This is a genomic window from Coleofasciculus chthonoplastes PCC 7420 (assembly GCF_000155555.1).
Lineage (GTDB): Bacteria > Cyanobacteriota > Cyanobacteriia > Cyanobacteriales > Coleofasciculaceae > Coleofasciculus > Coleofasciculus chthonoplastes_A.
Map to the genome: position 1 here is coordinate 256,843 of NZ_DS989841.1, position 23,005 is coordinate 279,847.

Below are 23,005 nucleotides of genomic sequence, written 5' to 3' on the forward strand. Positions count from 1 at the left end.
GTCCTGCGTTTATGTCATTTGTCATCTTTGTAGGTTGGGTTGAGGAACGAAACCCAACAAGCGCGGGTTAATGCACCCAAGCCCAAAAGTGCCAGCGCAGCGAGACTACTGGGTTCAGGAACAGGGACTGTATTCAGGCTGAGTGTGTTGATTGCAAAGGCGCGATCTGACTCAGACGTGCTATAAACGACGCGCTTGATATTCGGTTTGTCGCTGAGTATACCAAGAAACGCGGCTGAATTATCTAACTCTATTGAGGATGTTCCAGGTACTGAGAAACTGCCGAGTAAGGTATCGTTGGCATCAAAGGCAGTGACAAATGCGGTGAAGGAAAACGTATCATCTACAGCAATCTGAGTTCCAGCACCTTTGACAGGGGTATCAAAGGTAATAGTTAATGAACCCGGATTACCAGGAGAAGGAAAAATAGCTGGGTTTAAGCCTGTAAACAAGATAAAATCGCCGGGAGCAAAATTGGTGGGGATGCCATGGGGTGGGGGCAAGGTTTGAAAGACTAATGGCGGCGTAATGCCAGGTGTAGGCGGTGGGATTTGCACCTTTAGCCCTAAGCCCACCTCCGAGGTGGCGTCAAAGGAACTTGGTAAGACAGCCGCAGGAAAGACTTTGCCTAAACTTGACCATTCAACAGAGTCATTCCCGTTTAAGGCTGTGCGTTGAGTGACTAAGGTGATGGCTTGAACTGGTGTAGGTAGGGTGGTAAGGATTGTCGTCAATACGACTCCGGCAGCCGTGAAGCCGTTGACGGAAAAACCTAGGGATTGAATGTTCATTTTTCTTAATATGATGCGTGGAAATGGCAGCGGAATGTTAAGAAAATTTTGTTGGCGTTACGATTGAGACGGAACGTGCTTTTTCGAGGGGCTATGGCAGAATTATATCACTTGTGCGGTCAATAAAACCTGCTGAGAGTCTACACAAATCTTATGATTGGGACACGACTACGGGGGCGCTATGAAATTATCCAACCTTTGGGGCGTGGGGGTTTTGGCGAAACCTACCTGGCACGCGATCGCGATTTACCTGGACATCCTTATTGTGTGGTTAAGCAACTGAAGCCGCAGGTGGCAAATCCCTCTGTATTAGAGGCGTCTCGCCGCCTATTTGATACCGAGGCGCGGGTTTTGTATCAATTGGGCAATCATGACCAAATTCCTCAGCTTTTAGCCCATTTTGAAGATAATCAGCAATTTTATTTAGTTCAAGAACATATTGAAGGGGATGATTTACGTCACGAGTTAGCGGCTGGACGCCGATTGGATGAGATGCAGGCGATCCGGTTAGTCTGGGATATCTTAGAAATCTTAAACATTGTTCATCAACATCAGGTTATTCATCGGGATATTAAACCCTCTAATTTAATTCGACGGGCAGCGGATGGCAAGATTATTTTAATTGACTTTGGCACAGTTAAACGGGTAAGTACGGCGACAAGTTCCCCAACAGAAGTGACGATTGCTATTGGTACACCCGGTTATATGCCTCCCGAACAATGTGCGGGAAAACCGCGTTTTAGTAGCGATATTCATGCGGTGGGAATGTTGGGGATTCAAGCCTTAACTGGCGTATTACCGCATCACTTGCCCACCGATCCGAAAACGGGTGAGATACTGTGGCGAGATCAGGTGGCAGAAGCCTCACGTTTTCATGACATTTTAGCGAAAATGGTGTGTCAGGATATCCGCGATCGCTATGACAATGTGAGAGAAGTATTAGACGCGATCGCCGCCTTACCATCTAGTGCGACAATCCCCTTACCTAGCCAGACTTTACCTCGTCCCAAGAGAACTGTAAACAGCTTACCGTCTCAGCTTCAGACTCAGCGCACCCTAGCCGCGATCGCGTTTACCGATGGTGTGGGTTTTAGTGCCAGAATGTCGGCGGATGAAGAACACACTCTGGACTTAATTCACCGGGATTTAGAGTTAATGCGGCAATTATGTCAGCAGTTTTCTGGACAGACGATTAAGTCTACTGGGGATGGCTTGTTGATGTATTTTCCCAGTGCGGTTCTGGCGGTGGATTGTGCGATTGAAATTCAGAAATCCCTGGCTCAAGCTGCCCAAAGGTTATCAGAGAATGACATTATTTTACATCGGATTGGTATTCACTTAGGTGATGTCTTTGTCAGTGAAGGCGATGTCATGGGTAATGGGGTGAATATTGCCGCCCGTTTAGAAGGGAAGGCACAACCGGGAGGAATTTGCATTTCTCAGATTGTTTATGATTTGGTCAAAAATCATTTACAGTTACCCACCACATTTTTAGGCGATCTGTCGTTAAAAAATATTACTGACCCCGTACCCAGTTATTTAATTCAACCTGTATCCTCAGAAAATAGAACCTATTCACCCCAAAGTTCTCCGTCTAAACCCCAACCGAAACAGACACGCCAGGATGTACAGTTTCGCCATATATTACTCAATAAAGTGAGAAACTATTGGATCAAAGGCGTATTAGAAACCTCGTTACATGGTCGCGTCTTAATTGAACTAGGCTTAGAAGAACGTCTCGATTTAGTCGAACGCCCTTGGGAATTGGTTTGGGAGGGTTCCGGGGAGTTCCAGCAAACCCTATTACCGGGAATTAAAGTCAGTGAGAAGTTTCTAGCGATGGGCGAGGGGCGATCGCTCTTAATTTTAGGGGAACCGGGAAGTGGCAAAACCACGACGCTTTTAGAATTAACTCGCGATCTATTGGATCAAGCAGACGTTGATAGTAATCATCCGATTCCTGTGGTCTTTAATTTATCCTCTTGGACGGGGGGTAAGCAAACCATTGCTGACTGGTTAGTTAACGAACTGCATACCAAATATCAAGTATCGAAAGATATTGGTCAAACCTGGATTGATTCCGGAGAACTGTTACTTTTATTAGATGGGTTGGACGAAGTAAGTATTACATTAAGAGAGGCTTGTGTTACCGCCATCAATCAATTTACTAGCGAACATGGCACAACTGAACTCGTGGTTTGTAGTCGAATTCGGGATTATCAAGCCCTACAGCAGCGTTTGAATTTACAAGCCGCCATTTGTCTGCAACCGCTTACCTTAGTCCAAATTGATCGCTATCTAAACAGTGCTGGGACGCAACTTACAGTAGTGCGCCAAGTGTTGCGATCAGATAGCACCTTACAAGACTTAGCCCAATCCCCGTTGATGTTAAGTATTATCACCCTGGCGTATCAGGGAATATCCCTGGATGAGTTACCGCAAAGGAGTGGTTTAGACGACTGGCGCAAGCATTTATTTGATCGGTACATTCAGCGGATGTTTAAGCGCAGGCGGGGTCAAGTCAAGTATAACCAAGAGCAGGTAATTAACTGGTTAATTTGGCTGGCAAAACGAATGTACCAAAACTCAGAAACCGTATTTTTAATTGAGCGATTACAGCCGAGTTGGTTAAACACTAAAGCGCAAAAATGGCTTTATTCTCTAGGAGTCGGTTTAATCGGTGGATTAATTATGGGGTTAGGTGGGGGGCTGAATGTCGAGCTTATGTTTTGGCGGGAAATTACTCTATTAGCAGGATTAATTATGGGACTCGGCGGCGGGTTGATGGCGGGGTTAATTGTCGCGTTAGTTATGAATCAGATTGAACCCGTGGAAACGTTGAAATGGTCATGGGTAAAAGCAAAACGAAATATAGTACCGGGGTTGCGAATTGGGTTAACCGTAGGATTAATATTTGGTTTCAGCAGTGGACTCATTTTCTGGCTGATTACGCCGAGTCAGGGGGCGATAATTGAGGGGATAACTTATGGATTAAGTGGTATAGGAACGGGATTAATTTTCGTCTTATTGCGTGGATTAACGGGGGGCGGAATTGAGACAAGTACAGTTCCCAACCAAGGGATATGGCAATCGGCACAAAATACCTTAATTTTTGCTTTAATTGGGGTAGTTGCTATGGTAGGTTTGGCGCAAATCGTGGGACTACCGATTTTATTTGGTGCTGTGATTGGATTGCTGTTTGGGTTATTTTCACCTGCGGGGATTGCTTGCATTCAGCATTTTACGTTACGGTTAGTGCTTTATTTCAGTGGTTGTATTCCCTGGAATTATGCGCGATTTCTGGATTATGCGACGCAGCAGATTTTTTTACAGAAGGTGGGAGGAGGGTATATTTTTATTCACCGATTGTTGTTGGAACATTTTGCTCAGATAGAGCGAAAAATGTAATGGAAGGTAACAGCGAATTGAGTAATCAGACCTCACCCCCAACCCCTCTCCCATCAGCCATGTCCAGCCTTCTGAATTGTTAAGAAAGATGTGAGTAATGCATAGATTCAGAAGGGGGGAACCGGAGCAATTTTCCCCCATCAGCGCTTATGCGGCGGTTGTCGTATAGGAATCTCAACCACAAACTCAGCCCCTTGTTCAGGGGTTGAATTACACCACAGCTTACCGCCATGTTTTTCAACAACAATTTGGTAACTAACCGCCAACCCTAACCCCGTCCCTAAGCCTACAGGTTTTGTAGTAAAAAAGGGGTCAAATAGCCGTTTTTTGGTCTGTGGACTCATCCCGATTCCATTATCTGCAATGCGGATACAAATATAAGGATTGTCCGGTTCAGAATTATCCATTTCTCCCCTGGAGTGTTCCTCGGTTAAACCATCCGTTATTGAGGGGTGTGCGGAGTCCGTTTGACTAAGACCTGTACGAATCGTAATCGTTGGTGAAAATAAGACAGTATCCTTTGAAAAGTCCGCCTCCGTTTGAGACGAATCGCAATTTTCCTTGTCCTCGATCGCGTCAATCGCATTCGTCAAAATATTCATGAAAACTTGATTTAACTGTCCGGGCCAACAATCGACTGGGGGTAATTTTTCATACTCTTTAATCACACAGATTCCTGCTGCTCCGGGTTTCTCCTTGAGTCGATATTGCAAAATCATCAAAGCACTTTCAATACCCGAATGAATGTCTATTGTCTTGCGCCCTGACTCATCTAAACGAGAAAATGTCCGCAACGATTGCACAATTTCTCGAATCCGTTCAGCGCCAACTTTCATCGAATATTGAAGTTTGGCAAAGTCGGTTAAAATAAAGTCCAAATCGATGCTATCTATCCGCTCTTTAATAACGGCTGGAGGATTAGGATAAGCGGTGCGGTAAAGTTGCACCAGCGCTATGAGGTCTTGGTAATATTCTTGGGCATAAATGAGATTGCCATAAATAAAATTGACAGGATTATTGATTTCGTGAGCAATACCTGCCACAAGCTGACCCAAACTGGACATTTTTTCGCTTTGGATCAACTGGGATTGGGTGCGCTGCAAGTCGTGGAGTGTTTTTGATAATTGGGCGGCTTGTTTGCGGGCGTGTTCTGTGGCTCGACAGCTAGCGGCGTAAAGTTCAGCCTGTTGGAGCGCCATGAGCAGTTGACTAATCACCGCTTGCAGGAGTTCAACTTCGCTATCTGTCCAAGGGCGAGTCTGCTGAGTGTGGCTGCAACTGATAATCCCGGTGATTCCGGACGGGGTTTCTAGGGGGATAAGCAAGAGAGACTGATAGTCGAGCGATCGCATAAATTCCTGCAATAATGGATCGCTCACCGTTTCAACGGTATCAATCCGCACAATGTCCAGATGTAATATCTGCTGCGTGAGAACGGTATTGGTATCCGCCCAATAGCAATCTGTCAAATCGGGAAGCTGAGACTCTCGATCTTCTGTGACAACTTTCCAATAAGCTGGCGTTTGCTCAGTATGATATCGGATAAACTGACAGCGATCGATTCGCAATAGCTGGCGGATTTCCAGTACCGTTGTTTCCAGAATCGTATCTATGTCTAAACTATTGCGGATTTGCGTCGAGAGGCGATTGAGCAAGGCTTCGCGGCGAGATTTTTCGCGCCAGGGTTCTTCTGGCCGCAACGCCAATTCAGCCGTTTGACGAGCGCTCATATCTTGAACGACGAGCAAAAAGTATTTCGGATCTCCTTGAGGCGTTCGCACTAAGGATAGGGTAATTTGCACCCAGACAATGCTGCCATCTTGGTGTCGGTATCGTTTTTGTTGGCAGTGACAGTCGAGAGTCCCCGCTAAGAGTAACTCCATTATCGCGCGATCGCTTGCCCAGTCATCAGGGTGGGTTAGGTCTTGCCAGGTGCGGGTGAGAACTTGTTCACGGGTATAACCAACGATTTGACAAAATTTAGGGTTGACCTGGATGACTTTGCCATCCGTCGATACGTGTTTGATGCCAACTGTCGCTTGCTCAAAGCTAGCGCGGAAGCGGTCTTCACGTTCATTTAGCTGTGCCTCAACAGGTTTGGATGGAGTGTCCACAACAGAGGTTCTAGCTGGATTGGGTCGGGTGGGATTGGAATGAAACAAGGGTTTTGAGTTAACGCTAAACTCAGTTAAGGTGCCGTCAGGTTTTTGAATGCCCATGATAACATTCAGGAGATGGAAACGTTTTCGATTGACCCTGTACAGGTGCAGGGAAGCAGGCGAGCAGAGGGGCAGGGGAGAGGATGTTAACGCTTGTACTCTAATAAAACTTTCTTTGTATTTGTTTAGATTATTTAGTCCAGTAATCGCCCTCCATAATATCCGGTACGATATTACACTTTTTCATAGTCGCCATTCACCAAGCTCCTATTTTTCCAGATAAACATCAACCCATGATCCAAACTCCTATCAACTGGTCTAACCTGCTGCAACAGATTCTCGACGGACAATCATTATCCCGTGACCAAGCCGCACAACTGATGCAGGGATGGCTCAACGAGGACATTCCGCCAGTGTTATCGGGGGCGATTCTGGCTGCGATTCAGGCAAAAGGCGTCTCTCCATCGGAATTGGCAGGAATGGCTCAAGTCTTGCAGGAGCAATCCTTACAGCAGGACGCCATTGACCATAAAACACCAGTTATTGATACCTGTGGCACAGGCGGCGATGGTGCATCCACCTTTAATATATCGACGGCGGTAGCTTTTGTCGCGGCGGCGACGGGTGTACGGGTTGCCAAACATGGGAATCGTTCAGCCTCCTCGAAAGTGGGTTCAGCCGATGTTTTGGAGGCGTTGGGCGTCAATTTATCTGCCCCACCAGAAAAAGTCCAGTCCGCATTGGACGAGGTGGGCGTGACGTTTCTCTTTGCCCGGGGATGGCATCCCGCCATGAAAGCGGTAGCCCCATTGCGACAAACTTTGAAGGTGCGGACAGTATTTAATCTGTTAGGACCGCTAGTCAATCCATTGCGCCCCACAGGTCAAGTGATTGGCGTATTTGACGCTAACGTGGTGTCAACAGTTGCCCATGCGTTAAAACAAATGGGAATTCATCAGGGAATTGTCCTACATGGACGAGAAAACCTAGATGAAGCGGGATTGGCTGACGAAACCGACTTGGCACTTTTATCCGATGGTGGGGTGCGACTGTCTACGCTGAATCCGCAACAGTTGGGCTTAACGTCAGCACCAACAGGGGCGTTGCGTGGCGGCGATGTGGCGGACAATGTGGACATTTTAACGAATGTTTTACAGGGGAAAGGAACCGCTGCCCAGCAGGATGTGGTGGCGTTAAATACCTCCTTAGCCTTGCAAGTGGCTGGGGTAGTGGCGTTAGAGGATCACCAAGCTGGGATTGAACAGGCAAAGGATATTCTCAAAAGTGGGGCGGCTTGGTCGAAATTGGAACAACTGATACAGTTCTTGCAGAATTAGGGTAAGTGGTTAACGCATTTCCTTGCCCTTGCCATAATGGGTAAATTGCACAGTTGATCAAGCTATTTGCTGGTGCGGTTATTCTCCTGTAGGGGCGACCCGCTTGCATTAATTAACAATGGTGTCCACTCAATTTGTTCGGGTCGCCCTTTACTCAAATTGTTACCGTGAATAGGCTTGCATCCCTGACTACGAACGATGGAGCGATCGCGATGAGCCATATCACGTTCAAGATTGTTAATTATAAAGAATATTCAGCCGCTATTCAAGGAGTGAGACGCTCGGTTTTTCATATTGAACAAGGTGTTGATCCAAGTTTGGATTTGGATGGCAAAGATGAAACCGCCGATCATATTCTGGCGTATGTCGAGAATCAGGCTGTGGGAACCGTCAGGGTGAGATATTTGGATCATCAAACGGCTAAAATTGAACGCCTCGCTGTTTTATCTGATTTCCGAGGACGAGGAATCGGTAAGCTATTGATGGAAAAATCTCTAGAAATTGCTGCCAAAAAGCAAATCAATACAGTGCTTATTCATGCTCAATATTATGTGAAATCGCTGTATCTAAAACTTGGCTTTCTACCAGAGGGAGATAGATTTGAAGAAGCGGGTATTTCTCATGTGAAGATGATCAAATCAATCATTTCTTAGTACAGCGTACATAAACTATGTCCTGGTACTTATTGGAAAAACGTGATCCTCGAAAGTAGACAATAAACAATCAACCATGAACAACCGATTACAGTGGTGGAAAACGGGGAACCGCAAATATCTGGGAATTCTCGGACTAATTTGGCTAGCCAGCGCGTTGTGCGATCGCCTGTGGTTTGCGCTTGACAATTCTGTCCCGGCTTGGGATCAAGCGGATTATTTAACGGGTGCGTTAAATTATTGGCAAGCCTTGCAGCATCCGGAGTGGTTCTCTGGGGAATGGTGGACGAATTTCTGGCAACTTTCGTCTAAGATACCGCCGTTTACGTATATCGCTACGGCGATTATTCAACATGTTTTTGGTCGGGGAACGGATCAAGCCACACTGGTTCTATTACTCTTTCATGCTATTCTTATCGGTTCAGTTTATGGTTTAGGTGTCCAACTTTTCAACCGTCGGGTTGGATTATGGGCGGCTGGATTAACGGTGCTTTTACCGGGACTCTATCGCTATCGTTTAGAATTCCTGCTGGATTATCCCCTGACGGCTGTTGTTACACTTAGTTTCTTCTGTCTCACGGTTTGGCGAAATCAAGGTTTAATATCATCAGTTAAATTTGATGGAGACAAGGGAAAAGGAAATGATGACTGTTTAGGCGGACATGATAATGTTCACAATAACGATGGCGTTGGGTTTCGTATCTCAACCCAACCTACAAAATTGATCGGCAGCCGATCGCTTCAATCTCTACTCTGGGCAATAATCTTTGGCTTATCCCTGGGATTAGCGCTCATGGTTAAGCAAACGGCGCTATTCTTTCTATTTATCCCGATTGTCTGGGTGATTGTGGGGACTATTCGACGGCGATATTGGGGACGCTTGGTTCAATTAATCGTGGGATTGTTGGTGTCTGGGTTGGTATTTGCTCCCTGGTATCGCACCAACTGGCTACTCATTTTAACCTCTGGGAAACGAGCCACGTTAGATTCCGCGATCGCAGAGGGTGATCCGGCGCTGAACACTTTGGAGGCTTGGCTTTATTATGGGAAGATTTTACCTTTTTTGGTGTCGTGGGTTCTGTTGCTTGTGCCGATTGTGGGTTTGATTCTTTATTGGCGCAAAAAAGAGAGAGTTTGGGGTAGGGAAAGGGAGGATGTTTTTTCAACGCAGAGGGGCGCAGAGGTTAACGCAGAGGGGCGCAGAGGGTTTCAGAAAGGATATGGGTTGGGTGCGTTACGGTGGGATTTTTCTTGCGGTTGGCTGGCTGTGTTTTTGGTCGGGGGGTATTTACTATGTTCTCTGAATGTGAATAAGGATGCTCGGTATATTTTGCCATTGTTGTCTGTATTTTCGTTAGTTTTAGCATCGGGTTTGGTTCTATGGCAAGGGGGTTGGGGTAAGTCTGTTCGCTGGGGTACGGTGGGGTTTGCGTCTGTGTTAATGGTGCTGAATTTGTTTCCTTTGGGCGGTGGTTTTTTAACTAAAGTTCTTGCGCCGCGTGTTCAACATTTTCCTTATTTTGGACAACCTATTCCCCTGGATCAAGTGATTGATGAAATTATCCAAACTTCTCCGAATTTACAGACAACGTTAGGCGTATTACCATCAACCCCTGAAATTAATCAGCACAATTTAAATTATTATGGGGCGTTGCGAGATTTTCAGGTGTATGGGCGTCAGGTGGGAGTACGAGAAAAGCAAGTTGAACAGGATGCGCGATCGCTCTCTTGGTTTGTGACGAAAACAGGGGAGCAAGGTTCTGTTCCTGAGGCGCAAGCGGCTATAGTTGAGAAGGTTGAAAAAGGGGGCGAGTTCCAACTCCAGAAAACTTGGGATTTACCTGATGGAAGTCTGCTCAAGCTCTATCATCGACATCAGCCATTTTTCCAGGTAGAAAAAGTTAACAGAAAACAGTCAATTATCGGGACAGAGTTAGACCCAATTGTAGGGGCGGGTTTAGGAACTAACTTCAGATACCCACCAATAAATAAACAACAAAACCCGCCCTCTTCACCAATGAATGAACAACAAAATAAGCCCTTATTCAACAGCCTGTCCTTAAGCGTAGTCGAAGGATTAAATAAAATTCAATTAAATCGGGTGATTGTCCCAGAGACAGCCCCCCCTGGTTTACCTGTACCTGTTACCTATGAATGGACAGGGGATTGGCAACCGTTACAATCGGGAATTGTGCTATTAACCTGGCATTCGCTGGAAGCAGGATATCAATATCAATGGCTACATGATCATGGTATTGCCATGGGAAACTTGTTTCCAAAGTCCACAAACAACCGTCAACTATCAACCATCACCAATCCATCACCCAAATACCAGGTTATTGAACAGATGGCGATGTTACCTCCGGCAGATATCCCCGCAGGAACGTATACCTTAAAAGCAACCTATTTGAATCGAGAGACGGGGGAAACCTATCCGATATCAGTACCAGCCGTTCAAATAAAAATTGACCCAAAAGCGTCTACAACACCTGCACCGGAATTAGACCTAATTACCCAATTTCGGACATTAGCAGCGACTTTACCAAATGGTTCTGATTCCCTGGAAGCTATCTTTGAACAAACGGGTCGAATTAATCAGTATGACCCAATTCAGGATTACCTCGTGCAGGCAGACTTGGCGTTAACTCATCGGTTAAAGTTGGAACCGCAACGGTTAGATTTGGCGTATGCACTAGCTTTATCTAGAGTTTTACAGGTAGATTCCCACAGTGCGATCGCAGCGTTAAAACGGGTTGTCCAGCTTGATCCCCAAAATCCTTATGCTCATGCTTATCTTGCCTTCGTTTATTTATATGAATGGCGAGGTAGAGATGCTCAAACTGCGCTCAAACCTGCTTTAAGTCTCAACCCCAATCTGCCAGAAGTTCAAGCCCTTTCTGGTGTTGCTGCCCTGATGCAAGGAAATTTAGTCAAAACCTGGTATTTTATTGAGAAATTGAGAAATTAGTCCTGACTGAAACACGGGGGAAGGGCGGGTTTTGCACAAACGTTATTATCAAAATCTGGCACAATATTCCCTAAACCCGCCCCTACACAAAACCAGGTTCTCTCGAAGGTTGTGAAGGAGCAAAACTCAAAACTATTTCATTTAATTCGCTCGTAATAACCGAGATAAATCAGTTCCAGCTTTCCCCCATACTCCTGAATCAGGGCGAGTTGGCGTCGATACAATCCGCGAAAGGTGTTAGCAAATATTAGAGTCGCGATCGCGACACTCAACCCGGCGACGGTGGAAATTAAGGCTTCACTGATACCCCCTGTTACACCCACGGTGGTTTGACCGCCAATATCCCCAATCCGTAGGGCGGCAAAGGCGTCAATTAAGCCTAAAATTGTACCTAAAAGTCCCAGTAGAGGTGAGACACTAATGATGGTCTCAAATGCTGTGTTGAACCGCTTGAGAATCGGTAATTCCGCTTGCACCGCACTTTCGAGGGCGAGTCGAAATTGTTCGGGAGTGGGACGTTTGAGTTCCAACGCCGCTAGAAAAATTCGGGCGATCGGCAGATCACTGTTTTGTTCTAGCTTGAGAAAGGCTTCTGGGGGATTTTGTTGGTAGAGGTGCAGCACCTCTCGCATCAGGCGGTTCTGGCGCTGGGTGACTCGCCGCCAAAAATTGATCCGTTCTAAAATTAGCGCGATCGCTAAGATAGAAAGCACTAATAGGGGCAACATAACGACCCCACCCAAGGAAAAAAAGGCGTTCAATGACATGCAGTTGCTCAATTCGTGATGAGGGAAGAGGAAAAGAGGGCAAATTTTTCCTTGTTGCCTTGTCTGCTCCGCACCCTACACCCTACACCCTACACCCCCTTAATGGTTACGGAGTATTAGGAATACGATCAATTTGGGCGTAACCACTGAATATCAGCTGTTGTCCTTGGGTTTCTAGGCGATTGATTCGCATCGTAACGCCATCAAGATTGAAGCGATCCAGATCCACCATATTATTCAAAATCTTATCCAGGGCATCGGTCAAGGCTTCAGAATTGCCTCGCAATTCCTCTGGAATAGTATCCGGTTCAAATTTAGAGTCTTTGAACAGAATCCGCCGCCGCCGTTCTACAGCTAAAGTTGAGGTCATGCTAATCGGGACTAACTCCTGATCGGGAAGGTTAACTTTGGCAAAAAGCTGAATCCGGTTATTGGGAAGCAGCTTGAGTTGCACGTCGGTGAAGGAAATTGGTTTACCCCCAGTGATATCCTCCAATTCGGGAATGGAAATATTTTCTAAACGCTTTCGCACCAGTTCGGCTTTAAACGACTGGTTGATATCGGGTTCTGTCAACACGACTTGGGCGATCGCTTGGGTAGGTTGCTTCAGGTGGATCTGACCCTTGAGGACAGAACTGAAGTCCAAGGACACAGCGTCTGTTTCAAAGGACATCTCCTCAGTCCGAAACTGTCTACGGATCACCAAGCCTCGCCCCTGCATCTTAAAGCTGTCAATGCTACCCTGTAACAGTTTACTGGAGGGATTGCAGCGCACCGAAACCTCGACAGACTCACTGCGAGTAAAGAGGTGGCGAATCGTATTGCTAGCGACGGTATTGAGCATCCGTTCGCCCCAATCTGTACCAGACGGGTTGGTTAAACCGGCAAAGCCACCGAGCATAGTAGTCCTGTTATCCACGCGAGTTGTCTCTTTACATTTGTAACAAAATGTGAAGCCTTCAGCAATCTCACGATGGGGATATTGATGGATGTCCTGAATTAGTAACTAGCATAGACCTAGGGTTGACTTGGGATCTAGCTATGGGAATAGAATTTCTGAAGTGAATGATTAGTTTTGATAAAGGTGAAAGAAGGGAACAGGGAACACCTCGACTTCGCTCGGTGTGTCACAGGGAACGGATTTTCGTAACTTCAACCCCTAAACTCTACCATGAAATCTGATCAATTATTTTCAAAGCTTAGTCCAGGACAGTCAAAGGATTAGGAGGGGAATATGTCCATCCAGGTGTTTGTTTACGGGACTCTCAAACCTGGGGAAGTCAATTATCAACGCTACTGTGAAGGAAAAGTGATAGCCGCCCAACCTGCGATCGCGTTGGGTCAACTGTTTAATTTGCCCATCGGCTATCCAGCGATGATTCCTGGAAATAGTCCGGTGCGAGGATTTTTACTGACGTTTACTGAACCAACCCTTTTAACCGTTTTGGATCAGCTAGAAGACTACAATCCGCAGCGAATCCCAGAGGACAATGAATATTATCGGCAACAAGTGACTATTTATGATCTGGCGAACCAATCGTTAGGACAGGCTTGGATTTACCTGATGCAACCTGAGCGAGTGCAGCGTTTAGGGGGTACACTCATTTCTTCGGGTTGGTGGAATCCGATGAAGTCTGAATTATGAATACCCCATCAAGGAAATGGGGTATAAGGTGGAGATATTTTTCTATTTTCTTGCCAGCGACAGGATAGTTAGGGATTGAAGATGGCAGAATCAATAAAATTTTCCGGCGAGGCACTTTTAGCCTTGGGGATTTGGATAACTGGACGGTTCACGGCGATCATCAGAGGTTCCGCCGCCTCTTCGGTTACAGGAGTTTGAGCCAACCGTGGCATAAACTGACTACCAGGGAGTATCCCAGAAAAGGCACTGACAAACATTGCGGCGATCGCGGCACTCCCCCAAACCATGGTGTTCCGTATGCGGCGGCGATCAATGCGGCTAAACACCTGATTTGCCGTCTCTTGAGTGGTTACCTGAGTGGCAGGTACGGGGAGCTGATGCAGCCCTTGGCGTAGCTTCATCAGTCGAGCATACAAGCGTTGGCTATTGGCATCATTGGCTAACCAATCTTGCACTTGATAGCGCTCGGCTGCTGTCACCTCACCATCGATGTAGGCACTGATGAGTTCAAAGCGATCGCGCTGTAGACTATCCATGTCTCTGGCAGCTTTTTGCCCGGAACAGTTATGAGCATCAAAATTAGAGTTCATTTTAGATCACCACCGAGTCTTCACTAGCGCTCAATTATGGATCGTTATCGTTTGTGACATCATCCCACACTGACTCTATTCGAGAGAGCGTATGGGCTTCCTTGGTCGTAATCTGATCAATTACGCTGTTGGCGTTTTATAGTGAGGAGATGCCCAGCCCCACTGTTAAACTGTATTGGCTGATAAGGTTTGACTTTTACCGTTAACCTGCCAGCTTTTGCAGCTTAGCAAATAATAGTTGAAAGTTGACCTTAGTCAGGGTAACGCAAGACTTGGGTGAACTATTACACCCTTCATCCCATTGCCCTCAAGCGTTTGGGATTACTTCACCCAAGACGTTATATATCCCATCATAGAATGAACTTTGGTTTAGGGGAACAATTTCCCCATTCTAATCCGGAGACAATTAAACATCTAGATAGGGTTGCAGTTGAGATTGCAGTCTTGAGCGGGCTCTAGCGATACGCGACTTGACGGTTCCCAGGGATACCCCTGTAATTTCGGCAATCTCTTCATAAGCCATCCCTTCAATTTCTCGCAAGACAATAGTCGTGCGGAATGCTTCTGGCAAGTCTTTAATGGCTTCTCGTAGCTGGGCGTAAAATTCCCGCGTTGCCATATTGTCTTCCGGACTTGGACCATCAGCAGCAATTTCCCAATCCATCTCACCATCATCCATCCGACGCGGTGCATCCAGGGACAATGGCGGAGCTACCCGCTTGCGCTTGCGTAGCTCGTCATAGAAAAGATTGGTCGTGATACGACTCAACCAACCCTTAAATTTGACGGGTTCCTTGAGGCGCTTAATATTCCGGTAAACTCTAATCCAAACTTCTTGCGCCAAGTCGGGTCTGTCCTGCCAATCTGGAGCCAAATGGTATAAAACCTTCTCCACATGGGACTGATATCGGCGTAGCAGTTCAGCAAAAGCAGCCCGGTCAGGAGTAATACCGTCCTGACAGCGCAAAATTAAATCGTAGTTCGAGAGTTTTTCAGGTTGCACCGTCACATTATTTGGTGTGACCTCAACCGGGGACCAGGATAGAGAAATCGATTGGCTCATGGATGGTAATGGGTGCTAGAACATCCTTACTTTTCACAGACGCCTGACTTCACGTAGAGTTCCCGCTTAGATTAGCAAAGGCTTGGTTGGGGTGAATAAACTAAATTTTAATTATCTCTATTCAAACTTACCAAGTACATCCTCCAAACGGGTAATGTTTCCCGTCAAGTTTCAATATGGCATCTGGAAAAGCCTATCATCATTCTTCTAGAGGAAAGACATCCTATCCGGAAAAAAGGGTAAGACGGCTGCCAATGTCAAATATAAAGTGGTTTTGATAAGTTAGAGTTGCCTCGGTTGTGATAGCCTCCTCAGTTATTATGGGTGGAACCTTCTCACTAAAAACTAGCTTGATGCTGCTTTGCTTTGGAGCAGCAGGATTACTATTGTCAGTGGCGTGGCAACAACGTCAGTCGATACAGCTCTCCTCTGAAATTGCCCAATCGGTTCAGAGGGTATTTCCTGGATTGGAGGATGAGAGCGAGTTAGATTCACCTCCACTATTAGGCAAGTATGGTGAATGGATAAGAGAGCGAATGACCCTGGATTTGCGATGGGGTTTAGATACACCTGTTCCTTTAGCCGGATTAATTTTACCCCATCCAGGTGCTTCTGATGTAAACGCGATCGCCCAAGTATCATTACTAACTCCCCATCTCAATCAGGCGATCGTGGCTTTGGATGTGCGGCTAGTCGTGGATTTGAGTGATGCTAAGGTGTACAGTTACTGGGGGGAGCAAGAGATCGCGAGCTATCCGGTTGCTGTGGGTCAACCGGGTTGGGAAACGCCAACAGGTAACTTTAAGGTTCTCCGTAAACAGCGGAACCCCATCTGGCGACAACCGATTACGGGTGACTTAATCCCGACTGGACCCGATAACCCCTTAGGCGATCGCTGGATCGGATTTTGGTCTGACGAATACCATCAGATCGGCTTTCATGGTACTAATGATGAAGATCTAGTGGGTCAGCCAGTTTCTCACGGCTGCTTACGAATGCGAAATGCTGATATTCAGGCGTTGTATGAACAAATTCAAGTCGGAACGCCTATCTTGGTGCGGAAGTGATTCGTCATTTGTCATTCGTCCTTTGTTGATTAGGAAATTGCTCCCCCATCTCCCCCATCTCTCTCATCTCCCCCTGCTCCCCCTGCTCCCCCTGCTCCCCCTGCTTCCCCTGCTTCCCCTGCTTCCCCTGCTTCCCCTGCGCCTCTAAGGATTTTTGAGATCAGATTTGGGTTCAAAGTTGGGGGCATAATCTTGGAGTAAGGAACTTACCTGCTGGAACAGATCTTTACCGCTACCTCGACGAATCGCTTGGCGTTCAGAGCCAAAATCGGGTCGATGCTGATTTTGCATGATTGCCGTATCAACTTGCTGAGTGATCAAGTCTTGCAGTTCTTCTTTGGCTCGTTGACGTTGGTATTTTGCCCCTTCTTCTGTCGTAGCATATAGAGGAGGCAGTCGATTCAGAGCATAGGCGGCGATATCGCCCACATCCAGCACCTGATCGCTAGTTGCTTCAATTTCCGCCACTTGCGCGATCGCTTCGGTGAGTACCAACTCCTCCATCACGTTAATAAACTGCTTGCGCGGAACGGCGACGACTTCACCCGTCAACAGCGCTCCCATCAGGCGATCCAACGCCATATATTCTTCGATCGAAAGCTCTGAGGCTGTATCACAAATACGCCCAACCTCAGTTTCCATGACTGGGGTTAAGTAACCATCTTGCAGAGCTTGTTCTACGATTTTTTCAATACTCATGGTGTTGGATTGGATTGCCCATTAGTCACTCGGATTAGGGGAGACTTACCAGAGTTTACCTCAAACAAAACCCATAAGTGTATAAGATGGGAAAAAACTTCAAAAAAACTTAAACCCTGTATTATTCAATACCGTCAAATCTCCAGGGTACTGGATCTACAGCAATGCCATGAACATACAGTCCCCAGTGCAAATGCGGTCCCGTAGAAGCCCCCGTTGAACCCACTGTACCAATTCTTTGACCGGCTTGGACAAAATCTCCTTCTTGAACGTCGATTTGATTGAGGTGCAGCATAATACTCAACACCCCTTGACCATGGTCAATTCCGACGGTATTACCATGTACATTAAACCCCTGTGATTCTCGTCCCACTAACGCCACTCGTCCGGCGGCGGGTGCTAAGACAGGTGAACCTGTTCCAGCCGCGTAATCAACGCCTCGATGATAATAATCCTCGGCGAATACTCCGTTATAATAACGACGCACACCAAACACTGTAGACACTCGACCTGCATTAGGTTTGACTAAGGGTCCATTCCAGAACTTTTGCGGCGTCACCAATGTTTTAAACTCAGCCACCCGATTGAGTTCCAGTTCTGTGGCGGATCGGTTGGCACTACCCGATAGTCGGATACGCTGGGTGGGAAATGATCGATTTTTCAGGAATACAGCCAGGTTTCTTACCTCACCATCCCCAATGACTTGAAATTCTAAACGTCCGGATTTATCCAGAGGAGTGGTTGGGAGTAAGGCGCGATAACGATTGGCGGTGACAGGAAAGGCGGGATAGATTTTTTGCCCGATGGACACGCTTGGCGGTTGAGTTGTGGTTTCTGTGTCAATCATCACCGACAGTGTATCCCCTAACTGAGGGCTTTCTGGAGTCACCTGCACTTGTAGCGCGATCGCGGCTTGACTCGTGAACGCCACAACCGTTGCTATACCTACAGTTAGCGCTGTGGTCAACCGTCCTTTGATCCCCAATGGTTTGGCAGGGAAACGTCGCGGAGTGACCGAAAGGGTTTGACTGGGGAATCCTAAACTCTGGGTGTTGAGTCTGGCTTTTTTAATGTCTTCAGAGTATGGTAAAAGGGCGCTCATCAGAATTGGTAAACAATCAACTTGATAGTCCTAGAGGATAGACTAACACTTTCCCTGGAAATTGAGCCTTTAAGACAAGGCAGAAGGTTCCAAGCCGATCATTGAATGCCCAAGATCATTTCAGTATCCCTCCGGGACTTAAACAAAAATCAACACCAAATAAAGCCCAAACTGGCTTTATACAGCGTTTTCCATGTTGGTGAGGTACATTGAGTTTATTAAGTTCCAACCAAGAACTAATGCTCTTTAACTAATAACGCTACAGCATAAGCCGCTATACCTTCTTCTCGTCCCACGGGTCCTAATTTTTCATTCGTGGTGGCTTTAATCCCAATTTGATCGGGTTGTAATGCTAGAGTTGTGCTGATACGATCGCGCATGGTTTTGATGTGAGGCTTGAGCTTGGGGCGTTCGGCGACGATGACGGAATCAATATTGCTGATCTGCCAACCCTGCGATCGCACTAACTGATTCACCTGACTCAATAACTCTATACTATCCGCTCCTGCCCATTTTGGGTCGGTGGGGGGAAAATAATGACCTATATCGCCGAGACTCAATGCGCCTAGCATGGCATCCATAATCGCATGGGTGAGGACATCTGCATCACTATGTCCTAGCAATCCCAATTCGTGGGGAATGTTTACACCCCCCAGAATCAAAGGGCGTCCGTTTCCCAGTTTATGGATATCGTAACCGTTCCCAATACGGATATTCATGGCTTTTTCCCCAAGGTTAATCTAACTAATTTACAAATCATCACCTGGTTAAGTCGATTAATGATGCAGCTGTGTAACCGATACGCGATCGCATGCCAAAGACGACAAAGAGGCGGGTTGAGGGATTAAAAAGCAACAAAACCCGCCCTAATCCCAACCGCTAAATTTGACTAATCTCTAGTCACTGTTTTCTTTATCAACGCTTTAACTAACCGATTCCTTTTTAAGGGAACAGTAAAATTTTACCATTTTTCCTCAAAAATACGCCTCAATCACTTCAATTTTCTTAAGAGTAAGCTATTCTCAATAGTAAGAGTAACCACTCCCGCCTAAATTTAAATAAGCATTCAACCTAGCTTCAGGTTGTCTGCTTATAAATTTTATCGCCGTTCAATTGCGCCAGACGCTGAAACCGTTAACGACGATTTATTCTCCGTTTCTCGGAACCAGCCACCTTATCTGGAAATTGCTCATTGTACTCACGCTAACTCTCCTATGAAACTGCAAAACCATCGAATTCCAGAAGAGCAAGCCGAAGACGTTTTGACGCGAGCTGCTCAACTCTATGCCCAGCACAACCAAAGCTATTCGGTACAAGAGCTAATCGATGCTGGAACCGAAGCCCAAATTCCATCAGAGTTTATGGAAGAGGCGATTCATCAGATTGAGCTAGAAAACATCCAAGCTGAAGCTCAACTCCGAAAAGCTAAACGTGGTAAACCTTTAGTTATGGGGGTCGCGATCGCACTTCCGGTGCTTATCGCCCTTGGTGTAGCTGGATGGTTGTTACAGAGAAATAGTGTAACCAATGCCGCCGTCAGTCAGCCCACCCAGACAGAAGAGGCGATATCCCCGCCCACTACAGCTAGTGATGCCAATGTCGCACCCAGTAACTTCAAATGTGCAGGCTTGACCCTCAACGGCGCTGATTTGAGTGGCAAAAATCTCAAAGGTGCCGATTGTACCAATGCCGATTTAGCCAATGCGAATTTGGCAGGAGCCAATCTCGAAGGCGCAAATCTAAGTCATTCTAACTTAGAAGGTGCTAATCTAAATGGCGTTAATCTCAACGGGGCAGATTTAGCGGGAGCGAATTTGGCAGGAGCCAACTTAGACAGTGCCAACCTGGAAGGCGCGAACCTGAGCAATACTGATTTAAACAATGCCAATCTCAACAACGCCACTATCGCAGGAACAGATATGGCGGGAGCTAACTTAGACGGGGCGAACTTGAATAATGCCCAAAAATAAGCGGTTCGCCGTAATGGGAGCATCTTGCTCCCCCAGCTTCCAGACGCGCCATGGCACGTCTCTACATCGCTCCCCCCATCACCCCAGCTTCCCCATCTCCCCCATCTCCCCTGACTGAGGTTGCGAAATGTTCTCTAGCAACTGTTGTAGATTGGCTGATTTGTTAGAGTCCTTTAAAGATAAACTAAAACAGATCTCAGTGAATCTACATACTGTAACCTCAACATGATGAAAGAACTTGACCTGAAAAAGACCATTGCCCTGCTCAACACCATTATGGAGTTTGAGTTGGCTGGCGTCGTGCGTTACACTCATTACTCCTTGATGATCATTGGTCCCAACCGAATTCCCATTGTCAACTTTTTTAAGGCACAGGCTAGTGAGTCTCTACTCCACGCTCAACAGGTGGGAGAAATTATCACAGGCTTAGAAGGTCATCCCAGCCAAAAGATTGCGCCCATCGAGGAAACTTACCAACATTCTGTGCAGGATGTTTTACAGGAAAGCCTTAATCATGAGAAAAAAGCCTTAGATCTCTATAAAGACCTTCTGGATGTCGTGGAAGATGCTTCCATCTATCTCGAAGAATTTGCCCGGGGTCAAATTGGTCAGGAGGAAATGCACAACATAGAGATTAAGAAGATGATGCGTGATTTTAGCTTAGGGGTTACTGAATAAGTATTGTGATGAGGGGAGGAAACAGGGAACGGGAAATAGGAGGAATGGGGGCTGTGGCATTTCTCGGATTCCTGAATTCTTCCTCAGCTGCACCGGGTATTGCTGCCCATGAACTGACCGGGTTAGAAACAGGAGATCTCTACCAAAACTGGGGGAGTTCACCTGGATTTAGCAGTTTACCGCCAGTCCGACTACGTAGGTGCGTCCCTATTACGGCATTAAAACAGTTAATACTTTATCCTTATACATATTTTTGTGAGCGATCGCATCAGGTGGCATCCCGTTTTCGTAAAGAAAAATGTGGGATATAGACAGCGAATCATTGAAGCCTCTACCATTGGTCTAATCGTCTAACCTGAGCAACTGTATCCTTGTCTGCCGTGGGTCAACGGTAGACAAAGTTAAGCTGGAAAATTTTAGGGGTAACCCAACCTAGAAGTTATCCGGATGGGTTGCTATTGCTGTTGAAGAATAAAGCTTCTTGTTCCAAGGATAGATTAATATGAAAAAAATCTTTTCCCGTCGCAGCTTATCTCGCCAAGTTCGTGAAGAAGCGGCTGAAATTGCCTTTTTGCGCCCCCATCCTGAGCATTTAAATAATGGTGAGGAGTCGGCGTATCGGAACGCTGAGAACGAACTCAGTTACATTGCCAACTATTCTAAAGGTTTACCCCATAACAAGTTGGGTGAAGTAGACCAAAAAGCTTATCGCCTTTTACTCAAAGCCTTGTGTAGTGGCAATCCTGGCGATTTTGAGGCAATACTACGGGGCTGTACTCACGGCAAACCAGAGTTATCCGAATCCAGTTCCGAGGAAAAGAAACGCCTAGGTTGTCGTCGATTAATCAATCCGCAAGCCGCGTTAGCCTTTGACTTAGAAGGACCCGATGCTCAGTCAGTAACGATTCGCCCTGCTCCCCGTATCGATGGGGCAGAAAATGCTTGTGAAGCCATCGAACTTTACTGGATGGCGCTATTGCGGGAAGTTAATTTTACTGACTTTCGCGATAACTGCGATATTGAAAAAGCCGCCGAAGAACTTTCAAACTGTTCGGATTTCCGGGGACCGAAAGAAGATGGTAAGGTGACACCGGATGTGATTTTCCGAGGATCTACGCCGGGAGATGTGGTTGGTCCTTTTATCTCGCAATTTCTGCTCAAAGATATCCAATATGGCACGCTGACAATTAACCAACGCCAACGAACGGTTGTTCCCAATAGCGACTTTATGACCGATTACAAAATGTGGTTGGCGGTGCAAAATGGTTTTGATTTCAGTGGTCAGGATAAATTTGACAAAGTGCCGCGCTATATTCGGAATATGCGGGATTTAGGCAATTATGTGCATTTTGATGCCCTCTATCAAGCTTATTTGAATGCTTGTTTGATTTTATTGGATATGGGCGCACCGTTTGATCGGGGAAATTTCTATCTCACGTCAGAGAATCAGAATGGGTTTGGTACGTTTGGTGGACCTCATATCCTCAGTTTAGTCACAGAAGTGGCGACGCGAGCCTTAAAAGCAGTTTGGTATCAAAAATGGTTTGTGCATCGGCGGCTGCGCCCTGAAGCCTTTGGTGGATTGATTCACAATCTTATGACGGGACGGGCGGAGTATCCAATTCATCCAGAGATTCTCAATTCTCAAGCACTTAAAGCGATGTTTGATAAGAATGGTAATTATCTGCTACCGCAAGTGTTTCCCGAAGGATCACCGACTCATCCGGCTTACGGTGCGGGACATGCAACAGTGGCGGGGGCTTGTGTGACGATGTTAAAGGCGTGGTTTGATGAGTCTTATCAGATACCCAAGCCAATGGTGCCGAATGAAGATGGGACGCAGTTGGTGTCTTACATTCCCTATAGTGGACCCGGTACAGAGGTTCTCACCGTAGGCGGAGAATTGAATAAGCTAGCGGCAAATATTTCCATTGGTCGCAACATGGCAGGTGTACACTGGCGGACAGACTACACCGAATCGGTAAAATTAGGGGAAGCGATCGCGATCGGGATTTTGCAGGAGCAAAAGCTGACCTATAACGAAGATAGCTGTTTCTCGCTGACTAAGTTTGATGGTACAGCAATCACCATCTAAATTTGAATAGCAT

General features: G+C 46.5%; 20 protein-coding genes. 10 read left to right on the forward strand and 10 right to left on the reverse strand.

Translation table 11 applies throughout. The features are described from left to right. Nucleotides 1-14: 14 nt before the first annotated feature. Nucleotides 15-791 (reverse strand): PEP-CTERM sorting domain-containing protein, encoded by a 777-nt coding sequence (locus MC7420_RS01100; RefSeq protein ID WP_044204208.1) that lies wholly within the window; start codon nt 789-791, stop codon nt 15-17. Nucleotides 792-944: 153 nt separating this feature from the next. Between MC7420_RS01100 and MC7420_RS34730 the strand changes: the two genes are divergently transcribed. Next, nucleotides 945-4,199 (forward strand): protein kinase domain-containing protein, encoded by a 3,255-nt coding sequence (locus MC7420_RS34730; RefSeq protein ID WP_006097846.1) that lies wholly within the window; start codon nt 945-947, stop codon nt 4,197-4,199. A gap of 140 nt (nt 4,200-4,339) precedes the next feature. Here MC7420_RS34730 and MC7420_RS01115 read toward each other — a convergent pair whose 3' ends face one another. Beyond that, nucleotides 4,340-6,418 (reverse strand): GAF domain-containing sensor histidine kinase, encoded by a 2,079-nt coding sequence (locus MC7420_RS01115; RefSeq protein WP_006098072.1) that lies wholly within the window; start codon nt 6,416-6,418, stop codon nt 4,340-4,342. A 233-nt stretch (nt 6,419-6,651) separates the two neighbouring features. Between MC7420_RS01115 and trpD the strand changes: the two genes are divergently transcribed. The 3 genes from trpD to MC7420_RS01130 all read left to right on the forward strand — a co-directional run bounded on the left by trpD (nt 6,652) and on the right by MC7420_RS01130 (nt 11,316). Further along, nucleotides 6,652-7,695: an anthranilate phosphoribosyltransferase gene (gene trpD / locus MC7420_RS01120; protein ID WP_006098256.1), complete on the forward strand. Its 1,044-nt coding sequence runs from the start codon at nt 6,652-6,654 to the stop codon at nt 7,693-7,695. Between the two features lie 212 nt (nt 7,696-7,907). Next, entirely contained in the window at nt 7,908-8,348 is a 441-nt protein-coding gene (locus MC7420_RS01125; RefSeq protein WP_006098192.1) for a GNAT family N-acetyltransferase, read from the forward strand. A gap of 76 nt (nt 8,349-8,424) precedes the next feature. Further along, on the forward strand, nt 8,425-11,316 hold the full coding sequence (locus tag MC7420_RS01130) for a tetratricopeptide repeat protein (protein ID WP_006097921.1): 2,892 nt from the start codon (nt 8,425-8,427) through the stop codon (nt 11,314-11,316). A 137-nt stretch (nt 11,317-11,453) separates the two neighbouring features. Here MC7420_RS01130 and MC7420_RS01135 read toward each other — a convergent pair whose 3' ends face one another. Continuing rightward, a complete protein-coding gene (locus MC7420_RS01135; RefSeq protein WP_044204210.1) occupies nt 11,454-12,083 on the reverse strand; it encodes a MotA/TolQ/ExbB proton channel family protein in 630 nt (209 codons plus the stop codon). A gap of 106 nt (nt 12,084-12,189) precedes the next feature. Then, the gene (locus tag MC7420_RS01140) at nt 12,190-12,984 is read right to left on the reverse strand and encodes an LmeA family phospholipid-binding protein (RefSeq protein ID WP_006097994.1); all 795 of its coding nucleotides are present in this window, start codon (nt 12,982-12,984) and stop codon (nt 12,190-12,192) included. Between the two features lie 333 nt (nt 12,985-13,317). Between MC7420_RS01140 and MC7420_RS01145 the strand changes: the two genes are divergently transcribed. Continuing rightward, nucleotides 13,318-13,728, forward strand: a complete 411-nt coding sequence (locus MC7420_RS01145) for a gamma-glutamylcyclotransferase family protein (protein ID WP_006097932.1) — start codon at nt 13,318-13,320, stop codon at nt 13,726-13,728. A 68-nt stretch (nt 13,729-13,796) separates the two neighbouring features. On the opposite strand, the gene MC7420_RS01150 is transcribed toward MC7420_RS01145, so the two are convergent. Then, the gene (locus MC7420_RS01150) at nt 13,797-14,318 is read right to left on the reverse strand and encodes an anti-sigma factor family protein (protein ID WP_006097786.1); all 522 of its coding nucleotides are present in this window, start codon (nt 14,316-14,318) and stop codon (nt 13,797-13,799) included. A gap of 406 nt (nt 14,319-14,724) precedes the next feature. Beyond that, nucleotides 14,725-15,381, reverse strand: a complete 657-nt coding sequence (locus MC7420_RS01155) for a sigma-70 family RNA polymerase sigma factor (RefSeq protein WP_044204213.1) — start codon at nt 15,379-15,381, stop codon at nt 14,725-14,727. A gap of 320 nt (nt 15,382-15,701) precedes the next feature. Here MC7420_RS01155 and MC7420_RS36075 point away from each other — a divergent pair, with 320 nt between their 5' ends. Next, nucleotides 15,702-16,448, forward strand: coding sequence for a L,D-transpeptidase (locus MC7420_RS36075; RefSeq protein ID WP_063711997.1), 747 nt, complete (start codon nt 15,702-15,704; stop codon nt 16,446-16,448). Between the two features lie 29 nt (nt 16,449-16,477). On the opposite strand, the gene MC7420_RS38885 is transcribed toward MC7420_RS36075, so the two are convergent. The 4 genes from MC7420_RS38885 to ispF form a co-directional block, all read right to left on the reverse strand. Then, nucleotides 16,478-16,624: a hypothetical protein gene (locus MC7420_RS38885; RefSeq protein ID WP_006098111.1), complete on the reverse strand. Its 147-nt coding sequence runs from the start codon at nt 16,622-16,624 to the stop codon at nt 16,478-16,480. Further along, on the reverse strand, nt 16,593-17,147 hold the full coding sequence (locus MC7420_RS01165) for a late competence development ComFB family protein (protein ID WP_044204216.1): 555 nt from the start codon (nt 17,145-17,147) through the stop codon (nt 16,593-16,595). Before MC7420_RS01165 ends, MC7420_RS38885 begins: the two co-directional genes overlap by 32 nt. A 121-nt stretch (nt 17,148-17,268) precedes the next feature. Further along, entirely contained in the window at nt 17,269-18,249 is a 981-nt protein-coding gene (locus MC7420_RS01170; protein WP_006098034.1) for a M23 family metallopeptidase, read from the reverse strand. Between the two features lie 236 nt (nt 18,250-18,485). Then, the gene (ispF, locus tag MC7420_RS01175) at nt 18,486-18,968 is read right to left on the reverse strand and encodes a 2-C-methyl-D-erythritol 2,4-cyclodiphosphate synthase (RefSeq protein ID WP_006098202.1); all 483 of its coding nucleotides are present in this window, start codon (nt 18,966-18,968) and stop codon (nt 18,486-18,488) included. A gap of 363 nt (nt 18,969-19,331) precedes the next feature. On the opposite strand from ispF, the gene MC7420_RS34740 reads away from it, so the two are divergent. The 4 genes from MC7420_RS34740 (at nt 19,332) to MC7420_RS01190 (ending at nt 22,992) form a co-directional block, all read left to right on the forward strand. After that, nucleotides 19,332-20,219 carry a pentapeptide repeat-containing protein gene (locus MC7420_RS34740; RefSeq protein ID WP_006098160.1) on the forward strand — a complete coding sequence of 296 codons (888 nt, stop codon included), beginning with the start codon at nt 19,332-19,334 and terminating at the stop codon, nt 20,217-20,219. A gap of 228 nt (nt 20,220-20,447) precedes the next feature. After that, nucleotides 20,448-20,897 carry a ferritin-like domain-containing protein gene (locus MC7420_RS01185; RefSeq protein ID WP_006097829.1) on the forward strand — a complete coding sequence of 150 codons (450 nt, stop codon included), beginning with the start codon at nt 20,448-20,450 and terminating at the stop codon, nt 20,895-20,897. A 53-nt stretch (nt 20,898-20,950) separates the two neighbouring features. After that, nucleotides 20,951-21,208 carry a hypothetical protein gene (locus tag MC7420_RS38890; protein WP_006098217.1) on the forward strand — a complete coding sequence of 86 codons (258 nt, stop codon included), beginning with the start codon at nt 20,951-20,953 and terminating at the stop codon, nt 21,206-21,208. A gap of 191 nt (nt 21,209-21,399) precedes the next feature. Next, nucleotides 21,400-22,992 (forward strand): vanadium-dependent haloperoxidase, encoded by a 1,593-nt coding sequence (locus tag MC7420_RS01190; protein ID WP_006098276.1) that lies wholly within the window; start codon nt 21,400-21,402, stop codon nt 22,990-22,992. Nucleotides 22,993-23,005 lie beyond the last annotated feature (13 nt).

Coding starts and splice junctions, on each gene's coding strand:
- MC7420_RS36075 (WP_063711997.1), top strand. CDS start 15,702: ATGGGTGGAACCTTCTCACTAAAAACTAGCTTGATGCTGCTTTGCTTT.
- trpD (WP_006098256.1), top strand. CDS start 6,652: ATGATCCAAACTCCTATCAACTGGTCTAACCTGCTGCAACAGATTCTC.
- MC7420_RS34730 (WP_006097846.1), top strand. CDS start 945: ATGATTGGGACACGACTACGGGGGCGCTATGAAATTATCCAACCTTTG.
- MC7420_RS01135 (WP_044204210.1), bottom strand. CDS start 12,083: ATGTCATTGAACGCCTTTTTTTCCTTGGGTGGGGTCGTTATGTTGCCC.
- MC7420_RS01140 (WP_006097994.1), bottom strand. CDS start 12,984: ATGCTCGGTGGCTTTGCCGGTTTAACCAACCCGTCTGGTACAGATTGG.
- MC7420_RS01130 (WP_006097921.1), top strand. CDS start 8,425: ATGAACAACCGATTACAGTGGTGGAAAACGGGGAACCGCAAATATCTG.
- MC7420_RS01185 (WP_006097829.1), top strand. CDS start 20,448: ATGAAAGAACTTGACCTGAAAAAGACCATTGCCCTGCTCAACACCATT.
- MC7420_RS01190 (WP_006098276.1), top strand. CDS start 21,400: ATGAAAAAAATCTTTTCCCGTCGCAGCTTATCTCGCCAAGTTCGTGAA.
- MC7420_RS01150 (WP_006097786.1), bottom strand. CDS start 14,318: ATGAACTCTAATTTTGATGCTCATAACTGTTCCGGGCAAAAAGCTGCC.
- MC7420_RS01145 (WP_006097932.1), top strand. CDS start 13,318: ATGTCCATCCAGGTGTTTGTTTACGGGACTCTCAAACCTGGGGAAGTC.
- MC7420_RS01115 (WP_006098072.1), bottom strand. CDS start 6,418: ATGGGCATTCAAAAACCTGACGGCACCTTAACTGAGTTTAGCGTTAAC.
- MC7420_RS01170 (WP_006098034.1), bottom strand. CDS start 18,249: ATGAGCGCCCTTTTACCATACTCTGAAGACATTAAAAAAGCCAGACTC.
- MC7420_RS01125 (WP_006098192.1), top strand. CDS start 7,908: ATGAGCCATATCACGTTCAAGATTGTTAATTATAAAGAATATTCAGCC.
- MC7420_RS01165 (WP_044204216.1), bottom strand. CDS start 17,147: ATGAGTATTGAAAAAATCGTAGAACAAGCTCTGCAAGATGGTTACTTA.
- MC7420_RS01100 (WP_044204208.1), bottom strand. CDS start 791: ATGAACATTCAATCCCTAGGTTTTTCCGTCAACGGCTTCACGGCTGCC.
- ispF (WP_006098202.1), bottom strand. CDS start 18,968: ATGAATATCCGTATTGGGAACGGTTACGATATCCATAAACTGGGAAAC.
- MC7420_RS01155 (WP_044204213.1), bottom strand. CDS start 15,381: ATGAGCCAATCGATTTCTCTATCCTGGTCCCCGGTTGAGGTCACACCA.